This window comes from Plantibacter sp. CFBP 8775, from assembly GCF_014839505.1.
GTDB classification, from domain to species: domain Bacteria; phylum Actinomycetota; class Actinomycetes; order Actinomycetales; family Microbacteriaceae; genus Plantibacter; species Plantibacter auratus.
On sequence record NZ_JACYNV010000002.1, the window covers coordinates 976,308 to 992,894 of the forward strand.

13 protein-coding genes are annotated in these 16,587 nt (G+C 69.7%); 3 read left to right on the forward strand and 10 right to left on the reverse strand.

Annotated features, from left to right (window positions below; all coding sequences use genetic code 11):
* Window positions 1-89: 89 nt before the first annotated feature.
* The 8 genes from arfA to IFR14_RS16960 all read right to left on the reverse strand — a co-directional run bounded on the left by arfA (window position 90) and on the right by IFR14_RS16960 (window position 8,351).
* Window positions 90-1,598: an arabinosylfuranosidase ArfA gene (arfA, locus tag IFR14_RS16925; RefSeq protein ID WP_191941710.1), complete on the reverse strand. Its 1,509-nt coding sequence runs from the start codon at window positions 1,596-1,598 to the stop codon at window positions 90-92.
* Window positions 1,595-1,747: a hypothetical protein gene (locus tag IFR14_RS16930; RefSeq protein WP_191941711.1), complete on the reverse strand. Its 153-nt coding sequence runs from the start codon at window positions 1,745-1,747 to the stop codon at window positions 1,595-1,597. The genes arfA and IFR14_RS16930 overlap by 4 nt, the downstream gene beginning before the upstream one ends.
* The gene (locus tag IFR14_RS16935) at window positions 1,744-2,664 is read right to left on the reverse strand and encodes a carbohydrate ABC transporter permease (protein WP_138945098.1); all 921 of its coding nucleotides are present in this window, start codon (window positions 2,662-2,664) and stop codon (window positions 1,744-1,746) included. The genes IFR14_RS16930 and IFR14_RS16935 overlap by 4 nt, the downstream gene beginning before the upstream one ends.
* Window positions 2,664-3,620, reverse strand: a complete 957-nt coding sequence (locus tag IFR14_RS16940; RefSeq protein WP_191941712.1) for a carbohydrate ABC transporter permease — start codon at window positions 3,618-3,620, stop codon at window positions 2,664-2,666. The genes IFR14_RS16935 and IFR14_RS16940 overlap by 1 nt, the downstream gene beginning before the upstream one ends.
* A 96-nt stretch (window positions 3,621-3,716) precedes the next feature.
* A complete protein-coding gene (locus IFR14_RS16945; RefSeq protein ID WP_191941713.1) occupies window positions 3,717-5,054 on the reverse strand; it encodes an extracellular solute-binding protein in 1,338 nt (445 codons plus the stop codon).
* A gap of 130 nt (window positions 5,055-5,184) precedes the next feature.
* Window positions 5,185-6,207: a LacI family DNA-binding transcriptional regulator gene (locus IFR14_RS16950; protein ID WP_191941714.1), complete on the reverse strand. Its 1,023-nt coding sequence runs from the start codon at window positions 6,205-6,207 to the stop codon at window positions 5,185-5,187.
* A gap of 43 nt (window positions 6,208-6,250) precedes the next feature.
* A complete protein-coding gene (locus IFR14_RS16955) occupies window positions 6,251-7,303 on the reverse strand; it encodes a substrate-binding domain-containing protein (RefSeq protein ID WP_191941715.1) in 1,053 nt (350 codons plus the stop codon).
* Between the two features lie 262 nt (window positions 7,304-7,565).
* Complete coding sequence (locus IFR14_RS16960; RefSeq protein ID WP_228501947.1) at window positions 7,566-8,351, reverse strand: phosphatase PAP2 family protein; 786 nt, start codon at window positions 8,349-8,351, stop codon at window positions 7,566-7,568.
* Between the two features lie 164 nt (window positions 8,352-8,515).
* On the opposite strand from IFR14_RS16960, the gene IFR14_RS16965 reads away from it, so the two are divergent.
* Entirely contained in the window at window positions 8,516-8,944 is a 429-nt protein-coding gene (locus IFR14_RS16965; RefSeq protein ID WP_086474988.1) for a YchJ family protein, read from the forward strand.
* 242 nt (window positions 8,945-9,186) lie between these two features.
* Here the strand turns inward: IFR14_RS16965 and IFR14_RS16970 are convergent, their stop codons facing one another.
* Window positions 9,187-10,428: a multidrug effflux MFS transporter gene (locus IFR14_RS16970; RefSeq protein WP_205858686.1), complete on the reverse strand. Its 1,242-nt coding sequence runs from the start codon at window positions 10,426-10,428 to the stop codon at window positions 9,187-9,189.
* Between the two features lie 331 nt (window positions 10,429-10,759).
* Here IFR14_RS16970 and IFR14_RS16975 point away from each other — a divergent pair, with 331 nt between their 5' ends.
* Entirely contained in the window at window positions 10,760-12,649 is a 1,890-nt protein-coding gene (locus IFR14_RS16975; protein WP_191941716.1) for an HSP90 family protein, read from the forward strand.
* Window positions 12,646-15,528, forward strand: a complete 2,883-nt coding sequence (locus IFR14_RS16980) for a hypothetical protein (RefSeq protein ID WP_191941717.1) — start codon at window positions 12,646-12,648, stop codon at window positions 15,526-15,528. The genes IFR14_RS16975 and IFR14_RS16980 overlap by 4 nt, the downstream gene beginning before the upstream one ends.
* A gap of 55 nt (window positions 15,529-15,583) precedes the next feature.
* Here IFR14_RS16980 and IFR14_RS16985 read toward each other — a convergent pair whose 3' ends face one another.
* On the reverse strand, window positions 15,584-16,564 hold the full coding sequence (locus IFR14_RS16985; RefSeq protein ID WP_191941718.1) for a cyclase family protein: 981 nt from the start codon (window positions 16,562-16,564) through the stop codon (window positions 15,584-15,586).
* Window positions 16,565-16,587: the final 23 nt, after the last annotated feature.

The following is a 16,587-nucleotide window of genomic DNA, read 5'->3' on the forward strand; positions in this document are numbered from 1 at the left end:
CGAGCGCGGCAGACCCGCCGCGATCGTCCTGAGTTGCGAACGTCGAGACCCCTGACTCGCAGACTGGAGCCCGCAGCCCGCAGCCCGACTCAGGCGCCGAGTGCGACCGCCGTCCACGACACGGGCGGGAGCGTGATCGTGAGGGTGCCGTCGGCGAGCGACGCGCTCTCGTTCGCGACGAGGCCGACGCGCTCGCGGTCGTCGATCGTGTTCTTCGCGTAGACGTCCTCGTCGTGGATACCGCTCGCCTCGACGATCGAACCGACGCCGAGCGCCGAGACGTCGACGGTCACCGTGATCGCCTCGTCCTGGTGACGGTTCACGAGGAACACGGCCGCGGTCCCGGCCTCGGTGTCGTACGTCGCGACCGAGTCGACGAGCGGTGCGTCGCCGTGGACCTTCGTGGTGTAGCTGCCGACCTCGATGCGCGGCGCGATCACGACACCCGATGCGAGCCGACTGGTGACCGAGAACGGGAAGAACGTCGTCTGCCGCCAGGCGCCACCGCCCGGCTCGGTCATGATCGGGGCGATGACGTTCACGAGCTGCGCGAGGCTCGCGGAACCGACGCGGTCGCTGTGCTTGAGGAGCGTCATCAGCAGGTTGCCGAACACGACCGCGTCGGCGACCGAGTAGACGTCCTCGATGAGGCGGGGCGCGTAGGCCCACTCCTCGATGGTGCCCTCGATCGCATTCCACTCGTCGAGGTACCAGACGTTCCACTCGTCGAACGAGAGCTGGATCTGCTTGTCGGAGTGACGCTTGTGCTGGACGTGGTCGGCGGCCGCGACGACCGTCCGGATGAAGTACTCCATATTGAGGGACGACGCGAGGAACGACCCGAGGTCGCCGTCGCGCTCCTGGTAGTACGCGTGGCAGGAGATGTAGTCCACCGAGTCGAAGCTGTGCTCGAGGACGGTGCGCTCCCAGTCCCCGAAGGTCGGCATCGAGGAACTCGACGAACCACAGACGACGAGTTCGAGCTTCGGGTCGACCATCTTCATCGCCGACGCGGTCCGGGCGGCCAGCTTGCCGTAGTCGTCGGCCGACATGGCGCCGACCTGCCACGGCCCGTCCATCTCGTTGCCGAGACACCACATGCTGATGCCGTAGGGCTCGGGAGCGCCGTTCGCGATCCGCTGGTCGGACAGCGCCGTTCCGCTCGGGTGGTTCGTGTACTCGAGGAGGTCGAGCGCTTCGAGCACCCCGCGCGTGCCGAGGTTGACGGCCATCATCATCTCGCTGCCGGTGAGCTTGCACCACTTGGCGAACTCATCGACGCCGACCTGGTTGGTCTCGAGCGAGTGCCAGGCCAGGTCGCGGCGCACGGGGCGGTTCTCGCGCGGCCCGACGCCGTCCTCCCAGCGGTAGCCGGAGACGAAGTTGCCGCCCGGGTAGCGGATGGTGCTCGTGCCGAGCTCCGTGACGAGGTCGACGACGTCGCCGCGGAAGCCGTCGGCGTCGGCGGTGGGGTGGCCGGGCTCGTAGATGCCGTCGTAGACGCAGCGGCCCAGGTGCTCCACGAACGAGCCGAAGATCCGGCGGTTGACGGGTGCGACCGTGACGTTCGGGTCGATGGCGATGCGTGCGGTGGTCATGACGGGAGGTGTCCTTCGTTCGGGCCGGAGTCGGCCGTGGCGTGCAGTGCTGGTCGTGCGTGCGTTGCGTGGGCGGTCGTGGTGTCGATGATGTCGTGGAGCTCCCGGTCGGGGCGACGCAACGGCGGCGCGTCTGTGGAGCGGCTCACTTCACGCTGCCGAGGGAGAGCCCGCCCTGCCAGTACCGCTGCAGGGAAAGGAAGGCGATGATGAGCGGCACGATCGAGATGAACGCCCCGGTGACGATGAGGTTCCACACCTGCTCGCCGCCGGCACCCGCGTTCGACAGTGCCGTCCAGTTGTTCAGTCCGACCGTCACGGGAAGCAGGTTCGGGTCGCTGAGCACCGCCAGCGGCAGGAAGAAGTTGTTCCACGTGCCGACGATCGAGAGCAGCAGCACCGTGACGATCGCCGGTCGCAGCAGCGGGAGAGCGACCTGGAAGAAGGTCCGCAGCTCCCCTGCGCCGTCGACCCGCGCGGCGTCGAGGATCTCGTCCGGGATGGCGTCCTGGGTGTAGATGCGCATGAGGTACACGCCGAACGGGCTGAGCAGCGACGGGAGGATCACGGCCCAGATCGTGTTGACGAGGCCGACCTGGCTGAGCAGGACGAAGGTCGGGATGACCAGGGCCGTGAGCGGGACCATGACCGCACCGAGCAGCAGGTTGAAGAACAGCGAGCGACCACGGAACCGGTACTTGGCGAAGCCGTATCCGGCGAGCACCGCGAGGACCGTGGCACCGATCCCACCCGAGAACGCGTACAGGAAGGAGTTCCCGAGCCAGCGCCAGTAGATGCCGCCCTGATGGGTGGAGAGCTCGGCGACGTTGTCGAAGAAGTTGAACTCACCGTCGAACCAGAGCGGCCCGCCGGAGCCGGTGAAGAGCCCGGAGGTGTCTTTCGTGGCCGCGACGATCAACCACCACAGCGGGAGGATGAAGTAGATGACGAGGGCGAGGAGGAAGAGGTGCGAGCCGACGCGTCGGCCGCCGGTGCGGGCCTCAGGGCCCTGACGTCGTCGTCCGGCCTTCGGGTTGACGGCCGGGATGGCGGTGGTGGCGCTCATCATTTGAGTCCGCTCTGCTTGCGCGTGAGGAAGAGGAAGACGTACGAGCCGATGAACACGATGATCCCGAGCGCGAAGGAGATCGCGGAGGCGTAGTTGAACTGGCTGTACGAGAAGGCGAGGGAGTACGCGTACATGTTCGGTGTGTACGAGATGGGGATGGCGCCCTGGGCGACCCCGCGCAACACCTGCGGTTCGGTGAAGAACTGCAGCGTGCCGATCATGGCGAAGATGAGCACCATGACCATCGACGAGGAGATCATCGGCACCTTGATGCGCAGCGCGGTCTGGAACGCGTTCGCGCCGTCGATGCGGGCGGCCTCGTAGATCGACGGGTCGATCCCGCGGAGCGCCGCGTAGATGATGATCATGTAGTAGCCCGACCACTGCCAGGTCACGATGTTGACGAGGCTGCCGAAGATGCTGCTCTGGTCGAGGAAGGACGGCGCCGTGGCCCCGAAGAGCGCGAAGACGTCGGTCGCCGGACCGAAGCGAGGACTGTAGAGGAAGCCCCACATGAGCGCGCCGATGACCACCGGGATGGCGTACGGGACGAAGATCATGAGCCGCGAGAACTTCGACAGGACGGTCGCCAGGTTGTCGAGCACGAGGGCTGCCACGAGCGCGACGAGCATCTGCGCGGGGATCATGACGAGCGCGAACATCGCCACCCGCCCGAGCCCGCTGAGGAAGATCGGGTCGGTGAAGGCCTTCGCGTAGTTCGCGAGGCCGGTGAACTCGGTACCGGTCGCGAGGGTGGAGGTCTGGAGGCTCATCCAGAACGCGTAGCAGAGCGGGAAGATGAGGAAGGCCGCGAAGACCACGGCGAAGGGGGCGACGAAGAGCCAGCCCCAGCGTTGCCGTCGCCGGTCGATCGCGCCGATGCCGCCTCGTCGCGGACGGACGATCCTGGCGGCCGACGCGGCGGTGGAGGCCGATCCGGTGGTGAGTGCCATGATGCTGCTTTCGAGTCGTGTGGACCACCGGGGCGGCGACTGCGCCGCCCCGGTGGTGGAGGACGTGCGGGGCGACGTCGAGGCCGCCCCGGCGGGCTACTTCGAGGTGAAGCCCTGCTCGGTGGCGTACTTCTCGAGGCTCGCCTGGAGGTCGTCGAGCGCCTCGTCGGCGGTCTTCTCCCCCTGGACCATCGCGTACTGCTGCTCGGTCAACTGGTCGAACGCGTAGTTCTGGAACGGACTGAACGTGAAGCCGCTGTAGCCGGCCGCCGCGGCGAGGAAGACGTCCTTGTTGATCTGCTGACCACCGAAGAACGGGTACTCGAGGTTCGTGAAGTAGTCGGACTCCAGGATCGGCTTGTACGTCGGGAACAGCGCGCCCTGCTCGATGCCGATCTTCCACGCCTCATCGGTGCCGAAGATGTCCTTCGCGACCTCCGCGGCGAGTTTCTTGTCCTTCGCCTGCTCGGTCACGGCGAAGGTGGATCCGCCCCAGTTCACCTGGACGGGGTTCGCCGCGTCCCACTGCGGGAGCGGGGCGGCGCGCCACACGGCGGTGTCGTCGGCGTCGGAGAGGCCCTGCAGGTAGCCCGGGCCCCACGCGGCCGCGAGGTAGACGGCGTAGGTGCCGTCGACGAGGCTCGTGTTGTAGTCGGCGGTGAAGGCGTCGTCGGTGGTGACGAGTCCCTCCTTCACGAGGCCGTCCCAGTAGTTGAGGACCTGCTTGGACGCGTCGTCGTTCACGTCGATCGACACCTCGGTGGGCTTCGTCTTGTCGTACTCGAACGGCTTGGAGCCGGCCTGCGCGAACAACGCCTGGTTGAAGGCCCGGCCGTTCGTCGGGAAGTTGGCGAGGACACCCGTGCCGGCGTCCTTCAGCTGCTTCGCAGCGGCGGCGAACTCGTCCCAGGTGGTCGGTACGGCGATGCCGGCCTTGTCGAAGAGGTCCTGGCGGTAGAGCATGCCCATCGGGCCGCTGTCGACCGGGATCGCGTACACCGAATCACCGCTCGTGACGTCGTTCCAGGCGCCCTCGGTGTACTTGTCCTTGACCTCGTTCGCGCCGAACTCGCCGATGTCGACGAGCGCCTTGCGGATCGTGAAGCTGGAGATGACCTCGGACTCGAGCATGATGACGTCGGGCGCGCCGGACTTCGCCTCGATGGCGGTGGAGAACTTCGTGTACTCGTCGTTGCCCTGGCCAGCGTTCGTCCAGCAGACCTGGACGTCGTCGTGCGTCTCGTTGAAGAGGTCGACGACCTGCTCGAAGGCGGGGAACCAAGCCCAGACGGTGACCTGCGGCACGTCCTTCTTGGTGATGGTGTTGGTGCAGGAGGCTTCGCCGCCTCCGCTTGCGCCACCGGTGGAGCATCCGGTGAGGGCCATCGCTGCGACGGCGACCGTGCCGACTGCTGCGAGAACTCGTGACTTCATGTGGGTGCTGTCCTCTCGGAGATGGAACTTCGTTGTCATCGTGCCGGGTTTTACAACGTTGAAGGTAAACGTTGTAAAAGCATGATGCCGGGTGGTTCCAGCGATGTCAAGGACGAATCGGGGCGGCGGATCAGGCGGCTGGGAACGCGGTGGACTCCCGCTGGACGAGCTCGAAGTCGGCGAGCACGAGGCGCGGCGGGAAGGACTCGTCGCGCCGCTCGATGCGCTCCAGCAGCAGATCCACGGCCGTCTCGGCGATCTGGTCGCGCCCCGGCGCGATCGTCGACAGCGACGGCAGGGAGTACCGTCCTTCGTCGATGTCGTCGAAGCCGATGATCGCCACCTGCTCCGGCATCCGGATGCCCCGCTCGCTCAGCACGCGCATCGCGCCGAGGGCGAGGGCGTCATTGAATGCGACGATGCCGTCGAATTGCACTCCCTCGTCGAGCATCGTGCGCATCGCGACCGCGCCGTCCAGGCGATGCCAGATCTCGACTTCGCGCACGAGGGCCTCGTCGTACGGCAGACCCGCGGCGTCGAGCGCTTCGCGGTAGCCGACGAGGCGCAGCCCGGCCGAACCGATCTCCTCCCCCGGGTGTGCGCCGAACGCCACGATCCGTCGGCGCCCCGAAGCGATCAGGTGCTCCGTCGCCGCCCGCACGCCCTCGGTGTTCTGCATGGTGACGTGGTCGTTCGGAGCGTTGAAGATCCGCTCGCCGAGGAGGACCATCGGCGTGCGCACCTCGGCGAGGATGTCGACGTCCTCCTCCCCCAGCTCGAGCGCGGAGTACAGGATGCCGTCGACGAGTTGTGTCCGCGGACCACGGACGAGCGCCGCCTCGCGTTCGCGGTCGCCACCGGTCTGCTCGATCAGCACGTACAGACCACGCTGCGCGGCGGCGTGCATGACGGCGTCGGCGAGTTCGGCGAAGTAGGAGTTCCGGAGGTCGGGGATGATCAGGCTGATGACGCCGGACCGGCCGGAGCGGAGCCCACGCGCGGAGAGGTTCGGGCGGTAGCCGAGCTCGGCGATCGCCGCGAGCACCCGCTCCTTGGTGGCCTGCTTGATGTGGGGGTAGTCGTTGACGACGTTCGAGACGGTCTTGGCGGACACCCCGGCGAGCTTCGCCACGTCGTGCAGGGTGGTCGCCATGATCCTCCTCGGCGGCGGCATGCCCGGCCGCCCTGTACGCACTCTACAACGTTGAAGGAGCGCCCCCAGGGCCTTGCCCCCGGGCGGTCAAGGAACCGGTGGACTCCCTCGGGACGACGCGGAAGCCACTGACGATCGCGCGCGGTGCCTCCGGCTCCCCGTGTGCGGCGATCCGCTCGATGAGCAGCTCGACGGCGCGCTCGGCGATCTCCTCCCGGCCGATGTCGACCGTGGACAGGGTCGGGAGGGCGTAGCGCGTCTCGTCCAGGTCGTCGAAACCGATGATCGCGACGTCCTCGGGGATGCGGAGCCCGGCGTCCTGGAGGACGCGCATGGCTCCGAGGGCCATCGCATCGTTGAAGGCGACGACGCCGTCGAACGGCAGGCCCGCGGCGATGACCTCGCGCATCGCGTTCGCCCCGTCGCTGCGGTGCCAGCTGACGACGGTGCTGACGTAGGCGGGGTCGGCAGGGATCCCGGCGGCTTCGAGCGCCTCCCGGTACCCCTGGAGGCGGAGGGCGGCCGGCCCGAGGGTGTCGTGCGGGTCGGTGCCGAGCGCGACGATGCGGCGCCTGCCCTGCGCGAGCAGGTGTTCGGTCGCCGCGCGGGCTCCGTCGACGTTGGCCATCGTGACGTGATCGCGGTCGCCGTCGAACAGCTGCTCACCGAGGATCACCATGGGCCCGTCCGGGAGCAGCGCACTGTCGTCGCGGTCGAGGCTGAGCGGGCTGTAGAGGATGCCGTCGACGAGCTGCATGCGCGGCCCGCGGAGGATCTCGAGCTCGACGTCGCGACCGCCGGCCACCTGCTCGATGAGCACCGAGAGTCCGCGCGCACGGGCCTGACGCATGACCGCGTCCGCGAGCTCCGCGAAGTAGGCGTTGCGGAGGTCGGGGATGATGAGGCTGATCACGCCGGACCGGCCTGAGCGGAGACTCCGGGCCGAGAGATTGGGGCGGTAGCCGAGCTCGGCGATCGCGCGCTCGACCTTGGAGCGGGTCGCATCGCTCACATACGGGTAGTCGTTGACGACGTTCGAGACGGTCTTGATCGACACGCCCGCGCGTGCGGCGACGTCGTGCATCGTGATCGACACGCGTCTCCTCCCCCGGCCGGCTCCCGGCTGTCAGCAGACTACCGCTCCGCCGGCACGGGGTGTCGTGGCCGCCAGCGCGGTGCGCTGACGCGAGCGCGGGTCTGTGGCGTGAGCGCGGGCCTTCGGAGGGGCGCGCCCACGCGGTGGACCCGCGCTCACGCCGATCCGGGCGGTCTGGGGTCAGCGCACCGCGCTGGCGTCAGGACCGGACACGAACGACGAGCGCCGGACGACGGCCATCAAGCGCCGGGCGTCCACTCGGTCAGCCGTCGGTGAGCGGGACCCGTTTCTTCGGTTCGGTCGACATGCGGTGCAGCAACGGCACGGCGATGATGAGCGCGACACCGGCACCGAGCAGGAGCCCACCGATCGTGTCGCTCACCCAGTGGGCGCCGAGATAGGTCCGCGACAGCATCATCAGCAGCGTGTAGGCGACACCGATCAACCACACCCAGACCCGCGGGAAGATGATCCCGAACGCGACGGCGATGGTCGCCGCGTTCGCGCTGTGCCCGGACGGGAACGAACCGAAGTCCGCGTGGACGAGGATGTCCTCGGGCCGCGATCGACCGACGATGTTCTTGATGATCTGCACCGCTCCTGCACTCAGGGCGGAGACGATCGCGAAGTACAGTGCGGCCCATGGACGGCGCAACAGCAGGAGGACGGCGATCCCGAGCAGCGGTACGACGAAGATCGCGACGACCCCGCCGCCGAGCCAGTTCATCACGAGCGCAGCCTGGACGAGCCACGGTGAACGCTCCTCGAGGACCTCCTGCATCCACTCCTCATCGAACCCGAACGGGGCGTTCGGACCGCGCTGGAAGAGCAGCACGCCGAGCAGGAGGACGAGGACCACGGCGATCGCCCCGCTGATCAACGGCCACCGCCGCGAGACCTTCGCGGCGAGCTTCGGATCGGGCCGAATCGACGCCGGGTCCGGATCCATCGCGAGTGCACCCGACTCGTCGAGGGCTGGCGAGACCGCCTCGTGCACCTCGGGAGCCGGTGCAGCTGCTGGGTCGTCGTGGTCGTCGGGTGCCGTCATCGTCCCATCATGCCGTGTCGGGTATGTCTCGCGCGTGGGCTTGCGTCGGGAGGATGACGCACTGATCGCCGCGCCGATGCGCCTCCGGACGCGCCCGGACGGGCACTGGCGACGGGGACGGCCGACGAGCACGAGCCGCGAGTCTGACGGGCGATACTGGAGCGGTGACGACCGACTCCCGAACCGCCCCGCTCGCCGACGACGCGCGGTGCCCCTGTCTGTCCGGTGAGACGTACGGCGCCTGCTGCGGGCGACTACACCGAGGCGAGTCGGGGGCGGCGACCGCGGAGGCGCTCATGCGGTCGCGGTTCTCGGCCTTCGCGGTCGGCGACGCCGAGTACCTGCTGCGCACGTGGCATCCGTCGACCAAGCCGGCGTCGCTCGAGCTGGACCACTCGCTCCGCTGGTACCGGCTCGACATCGTCGCGACCTCCCGCGGTGGGCTGCTCGACACCGAGGGGATGGTCGAGTTCGTCGCGCACCACAAGGTTCCCGGCGTGCGGGGCTCCGCCGGGAGCCAGCATGAACGGAGTCGGTTCTCGAAGGACACCGGCGCCTGGACCTACGTCGACGGCTTGGACCCCTCCGCCTGACCGGGACCCGCTCGCCCGGCCCGGCCCGAGCCGGTGTCAGCGCGGTGCGCTGGCCCGAACCGCCCCGAACCGGCGTCAGCGCGGTGCGGCCACCCGAGTGAGCCCGAACCGGCGTGACCGCGGGTCGCAGCCCTGAGCGCGCCGCTCCGGAGACCCGCGCTCACGCCACAGGCCCGCGCTCACGTCAGCGCACCGCGCTGGCGCACCGCGCTGGCGCACCGCGCTGGCGCGAGCCCACCAGGTCAGCCGGCGAGGGCCGGGACCTTCTTCGGTTGCACGATGAACCAGAGCGCGCACACCGACACGACCGAGGTCGCGGCCATCACCGCACCCATGGGGATCGCGGTACCGATCCCGAGCACGCCGACGATCGGCGAGATGAGTCCCGCGAGCCCGAAGTTGAGCGCCCCGAGGAGCGACGCCGCCGTCCCGGCCTCGTGCCCGTGGTTCGCGAGTGCGAGCACCTGCACCGCCGGGAAGCCGAAGCCGCACGACAGGATGAAGAAGAACAGCGGCACCAGCACACCGAACAGCCCGACGTCGGCCATCGTCAGCGCGACGATCGTGACCGCCGAGATGAGCTGCACGATGGTCGTGCAGGCCAGGATCCACTGCGGCCCGTACCAGCGCATGAGGCGCGACGAGATCTGCACGCCGGCGACGATGCCGAGCGAGTTCACCGCGAACAGGAGACCGTACTCCTGTGCGTCGAAGTCGTAGACCTCCTGGAAGAGGAACGACGAGCTCGAGAGGTAGGCGAACAGGCCGGAGAAGCTCATGCCACCGATGAGGGCGACACCGACGAACACGCGGTCGCTGAACACCGATCGGTAGCGGTCGCGGACGGTGCTGTGTCCGGCGTCGCGACGCCGCGCCGGAGGCAGGGTCTCGACGATCCAGAGCGACACCGCGATGACGACGAACAGTCCGTAGGCGGCCAGGAACACGAAGAGTCCGCGCCAGTCGAGGACGAGGAGGAGCTGCGACCCGATGACGGGAGCGGCGATCGGCGCGAGGCCGTTGACGAGCGCGAGTCGCGACAGCATCCGCACGAGCGGCTTCCCGCCGAAGAGGTCGCGGACCATCGCCATCGCGACGACACCACCGGCCGCCGCGCCAGCACCCTGCAGCACGCGGAACACCATGAGCCACCCGATGTCGGGCGCGAACGCGGCGCCGACCGAGGCCAGGATGTGGATGCTCGTCGCGAGGATGAGCGGGAGACGCCTGCCGACCTTGTCACTCCAGGGCCCCATGAAGAGCTGGCCCACCGCGAAGCCGATCGTGGTCCCGGTGAGGGTGAGCTGGATGAGGCTGACCGGGACGTCGAGGTCCTGTTCGAGGATCGGGAACGCCGGCAGGTAGAGGTCGATGGTGAACGGCCCGAGCGCGGTGAGCGCGCCGAGCACGAGGATGTAGACGAGGCGCTGCCTGCCCGAGAGCGAGTCCCCGGGGTGGACGACGGTGATTCCTGCGGTGTGCACTGGTGAACGGATTCCTAGCGAGGTGCGGGGGGGATGGGAGGGGTGGTCCGAATCGATGTCGAATCGATTCGAGAAGCGGCGTCAAGGCTAGCAGCCGGGGACGCGTTTTCGCGACACCCCCGGACGACCGATCGGCGTCGACCTCGCTCCACAGGCCCTGGGGAGCGCGGTCGTCTCGACGACTCCCAGGCGACCGCCCAGCATCCGTTTCACGACGTTCGCTAGGCTGATCCGGCTGCAGACGAACCGGTCGCGGTCCGCCTGCCTGGAGCCCGATCCACCCTGCATGTACCCCCGATGCAGGCCCCGTAGCCGCCGACGGAAGAGAGCCATGCCAGACCACTCCCGAGCCCCGCTGCCGTTCCAGGTCGACCTCCGCGGAGTCGTCGACCTGCTCAGCCGCCACATCTACTCGGGACCGCGCGTCTACCTCCGTGAGCTCCTGCAGAACGGACGCGACGCCGTCGCAGCCCGTCGCGCCGACGACCCGACGGCGCCTCCCGGCAGACTCCTCATCACCCCGCACGTGCCACCGTCCGGCTCGGAGGCGGGCTCGCCGTTCCGATTCCGCGACGACGGTGTCGGGCTCACCCGCGACGAAGCCGCCGAGCTGCTGGCGACGGTCGGCCGCAGCTCCAAGCGCGGCGACCTCGACGAGCTCCAGCGCGGCGACTACCTCGGCCGGTTCGGCATCGGGCTGCTGAGCTGCTTCATGGTCGCCGACACCATCACCGTCCGCAGCCGATCGGCTCGTGGCGGTCCGGCCATCGAATGGATCGGCGACGCCGACGGCACGTTCACGATCCGCGAACTCGACGACGCCACGACCGCCGCCATGCCGATCGGCTCGGAGGTCATACTCGACCCACGCATCGACGGTCCACTGCACGACGGCAGTCTGCTCGGGCACGGCACGGTGCTCGGCCTCGCCACCACCTTCGGACGGTTCCTCGACCTCGACGTCGAGGTGGTCGATCCCTCCGCACCCGACCACCCGGTGCGCATCAACGTCGACCCGGTGTTCCGGACGGCTGAGGCGACCACTCGCGAGGCACTCCTGGCGTTCGGGGAGGACCTCCTCGGGACGCGCCCGTTCGACGCCGTCGAGATCGTGGTGCCAGGCACCGGCACCCGCGGCACCGCCTTCGTCCTCCCCTCGCCGCCTCCGCCGGGCGCCCGGCAGGCGAGCCGGGTCTACCTCGGCGGCATGCTGCTGAGCGAACAGATCGACGACCTGCTGCCCGAGTGGGCGTTCTTCGTCCGCTGCATCGTCGACACGACGGGGCTCCGTCCGACGGCGTCGCGCGAGCAGCTCGTGCAGGACGACGCATTGGAGTTCACCCGCGAGGCCATCGGAGCAACCCTGCGACGGTGGATCCTCGACCTCGCCCGCCAGCGGCCGCACCGACTCCAGGAGTTCATCGGCGTCCACCAGCTCGGCATCAAGGCGATCGCCGCTCACGACGACGACCTCGCGAGCGCCGTCGTCCGGTGGCTCCCGATCGAGACCTCCGCCGGCACGATGACCATCGACGAACATCTGTCGCAGACCGGCATCATCCGGTACACGGCATCCCGCGACGAGTTCCGTCAGATCGCCGCGGTCGTCGATCCGGCCTCACCGATCGTCAACGGCGGGTACGTGTACGACCAGGAGATCCTGGAGCGACTGCCCCAGTTGATCGACGGCGTTCGGGTCGAACGGGTGACGGTCGCCGACGAGCTCGACAACCTCGAGCCGCCGCACCTGGACGACCTCGCCGCGACGACGGCACTCGAGGACCGCGCCAGCCGCGTGCTCGCCGAGGTCGAGTGCCGGGTCTCGGTGCGCCGGTACCGGCCGGACGACCTCGCCGCGCTGTACGTCGCCGACCCGTCCGTGCTCCGACGGCTCGAGCGGCACCGGGCCGCCTCGGTCGCGCCGGGTATCTGGTCGCAGGTCGTCGGGGCCGTCGACTCCTTCCTCGCCGACGCCGGCCCGGGAGGCATTGAGGCCGACACCGCAGCCCGGCTCTGCCTCAACTGGAACGCGGCGCTCGTCCGCCGCTTGGCGACCCTCGATGACGACCTCGTGTTCGAGCGCAGCATCCAACTGCTCTACGTCCAGGCGCTCCTCGCCGGGCACCGCCCCCTCGAAGCACGCGACCGCCGCATGCTCGACGCAGCCATGACCGACCTGATCGGCCTCAGTGTCGGTCTCGACGACAAGGAACTCCGATGACCGACACCACCGCCACCCCTGTGAACGACATCGACCCCGACGCGAGCGTCCAGGACCTCCTCGAGGAGGCCGACACCCTGCCGTGTGGTCCCGCCGAGCGCGCCCTGCTCGACGAGGCACTCCGGCGAGCTGAGGCCGCCGGCGACGAGGAGGCCGCGTACGCGACGCGCATGCGGTTGACCCAGTCGGCGCACATGACGGGCGACACCGACGCCATGTTCAGCTCCTTCGGCTGGTGCGTTGGCAAGCACGACGCAGACCCGGAGCGCTTCCCGATCACGGTCGACGGCTGCGACCTGCTGTTCCAGTACAAGTGGATGGCCGGCCGGTTGTCGACGAACCCGACCTTCTCGCTCGCGCAGATCGAGGCCATGCACGAGGACATGCGCGCGCGGTATGCGGCAGCGGGCGCCACGATGAGCGGCGTGGTGCAGTCGCAGTTCCACATCGCGACGGTGACCGGTCGCCTCGACGAGGCCGCCGCGTTCCTGGAACACCGCTCGACCATCGAGGACGACCGCTACAGCCACTGCGAAGCGTGCGTGCGCAATGAGGACGCCTGGTTCCACCAGCTCCGCGGGCACGACGACGACGCGATCCGGATCTACGACGAGATGTTCGAGAACCGCATGAGCTGTGGCGAGGAGCCGGAGACGAGCGAGGCACAGGCGCTCCTCCCCTACCTCCGCACCGGCCGGTTCGACGATGCCAAGGCGGCGCACCAGCGCAGCTACCGGGTCGCCCGTTCCAACGCCGACGGATTCAGTATCATCGCCGACCACCTCGTGTTCTGCGCCGTCACGGGCAACGAGGCGCGCGGCCTGGCGATGCTCGAGCGCCACCTGCCGACCCTCGTCAACGACCCCATCAACCTGTCCGGGCACGCCGACGGGCTCATCGCGGTCGGCGTCCTGCTGGATGCCGTCGCCCGAGCCGGTCACGGCGATCTGCCCGTCCGCGGTGCCGACGCCCCGGACCTCGCCCGGTACCTCGGCACCGAGTCGACCGACGCCGCCGACTGGACCGTCACCGCGGTCGCGGCGCGCGCCTGGGCAGCCGCCGAGCACCTGACCCGTGCCTTCGACGAACGCAACGGCAACGGCTTCCGCACTGAGCGACTCGAGGCCGCGCGGGCACTCGCGACGGAGCACTGGGACCTCCCACTGTCGGTCGAGGGGTTCGCAGCCCCGGTCGCCGAGCCGGAACCGGCGACCACGGCCGCCGAGTGGCGTGAACGGACCTCCGCACTCCTGCAGAGCGCCGACCCACGCGGTGCGATCGTCGCCGCCGAGCAGGGCCTCGCGCTCCTCGCGGACGACGCGGATCCCGACGAGAACCTCCGCGCCGGGCTCCTCGGCGCGATCGCGCAGGCAGCGGTCATCGAGGGTGACGACGACCGTGCGGGGGCGGCCTGGGCCGACCGCGACACGGCGCTCCGTGCAGCAGGACGCATCGCGGTCGCCGACGTCGAGGCCCGCTTCGGCGTGGCCCTCCTCGGCACGGCGACCGAGGACCGGCTCACCCTCCTGCTCGCCGAGCTCGACGACGCCCGTCTCGTCCCCGTCGACGCGGACCGGCTCATCCACACGCTCGTCGTCACCGCACGCCATGCGTTCGAGCTCGCGGGAGCGCAGACCGAGCAGGAGTCCGCGGAACGGTTCATGGGGATCGCCGACCGGCTCGCCGGTGAGGCCGTGCTCGCCGCCGCGATCGACGACCCGGGCGAGGCAGGCCCGCCGGCCCGTCTCCTGCACGCGCACCTCTTCGCCGTGACCGGCCGGATCGAGGAGGCGGCAGAGCTCCTCGACCCACTCCTCGAGCCCGGGCAGCGGGCGTCGGTCCGCCTCCCCGCACTGACGCTCCGCACCCGCATGCTCGGCGGGGCCGGGGCCTTCGCCGAGGGGGTCGCGCTCGCCGACGAACTCGTCGCGCTCCAGACCGTCCTCGGCAACCGACTCGGCATCATCCAGGCGTGCTCCCTCTCGGCAGCCCTCCTGAGCGACGCCGACCGTGATCGCGAGGCCGCGGCCCGCATGCAGCTCGCGATCACCCACGCGAAGCGGGCGGAGTACGCCGACCTCGACTCGCTCACGCTCCAACTCGCGCGGTACCTCCAGTTCGCGGGCGATGCCGCCACGGCGCTCGAGCACTACGACGAGGTCTACCAGGCGAAGCGCGAGCACGCCGCGCCGGGCGAGCTCGCGGACCTGCTCGCCAACATGGGCGAGGCCGCGCGCATGATCGGCGAACACGGCATGGCGTACGGCGTGTGGCGCGCCGCGATCGACGACGCCGCATCCGTCGGGAACGACCAGGTGGTCATCCGCACCGGCTTCGGGTTGAGCACGCTCCTCGTCCAGTTCGAGGACGACGACGCGATCGAGGTCATCGACCAGGCACTCGCCGCCGCTCGCCGTCTGGGCGACCCGCAGCTCCTCGTCCAGGCACTCCAGCGTGCGGCGAGCGCACGGGCGGCCTTCGGCGACGACACCGGGCTGCCGCTCTACTCGGAGGCTCGCGACATCGCCTCGGCGCACGAGGCGGCGTGGCTCGTGGCCGACATCACCGATTCGGAGGCCCGCTCGCTCGGTGCACTCGGACGCGCCGACGACGCGACGGCGACCGCTCGGCTCGCCGCCGCGGGGTTCGTGGCCGCCGGCGACGAGAACGGCGCGGCGGTGGCCGAGGTGTTCGCGGCGAGGTCCCGGGTCGCCGTCGACGACCACGCCGGTTCCGTCGACCTGTTCCGTTCGGCTCGCGGACGCCTCCCTGCCGGCTCGTCCGACTGGACGACGGTCACGGCCGAGCTCGCGGACGCGCACGAGCGCTTGGAGCAGCACACCGATGCGGCACTGCTCCGGGCCGAGATCGAGGAGTGATCGGGACCGTCCTCAGCGCGCCCACGGCACCGCGAGGACGGCCTTCGGACCGCGCCTAGGGCAGTCGCGCGAAGGCACGGACGGGGAAGGTCGCGAAGTCCTCGACGAGTGGCGGCGTCGCGGTGAAGGCGGCGCCGCTCGCGGGGAGCTGCTCGAGGCCGGTGAGGTGCTCGACCACCTGGATCCCGGCTTCGAGGAGCAGCGAGTGGGCCGGACGCGCGCCACCGGATCCCGGCTCGGTGTCGTCGATGTTGATGGAGTCGATGCCGACCAGCACCACGCCCTGCTCGACGAGGTACCGCACCCCGTCCTCGGCGAGGTAGGGAGCGTCCTTCGTGTAGGCCTCGGTCGCGAAGTGGCGGTCCCACCCGGTGTGCAGGAGGACGGCGGTCCCGCGCAGGTCGCGCTCGAGGAAGACGTTCGCGCCGATACCGCGTTCCGCCGAGTCCTGGAGGTGGAACACCTCGGCCGGGAGGTCGACGAGCTGCTCGAGCGCCAGGCTCGCGAGGTCGCCGCCGCCGGCGTAGCGGTGGTACGGGCTGTCGAGGTAGGTGCCGGTGTTGCCGACCATCTCGATGATGTCCATCGCGAACTCGGTGCCCTCGGCGTACTTCGGGCGAGAGTCCTCACGGGTGAGGAACGGACGGATCACGGGTTCCGGCAATCCCGGGTAGGTGCGGAGGCCGGCACGGATCGGGTGGCTGAGTTCGACGAGCGCGCCCTCCGGACGGGGGCGCACGGCGTCCGCCTGCGCTGCGGTGTCCGGGATCTCGAGCCCGGCTGCCGCTGCCGCCGCCAGGATCCCGCGGGAGCCCTTGTGCTGCTCGCGCACGATCTCGAGCTTGGTGATGCGGATCTCGCCGACCATCGCGAGACCGAGGTGCGTGACGAGCAGCCGACCGACCTCCTGCTGCTGCGCCTTCCCCTTCGCCTGCGCGATGGCGGGCGGCAGGTCGAGACGGAAGTCCTCGACGGCGAGACCGCCGCCGTTCAGGAAGCTGACGGTGGCATCGAGGACGGCGCGTTGTTCGGTCATGCCCTCATTCTGACGGGTGCCGC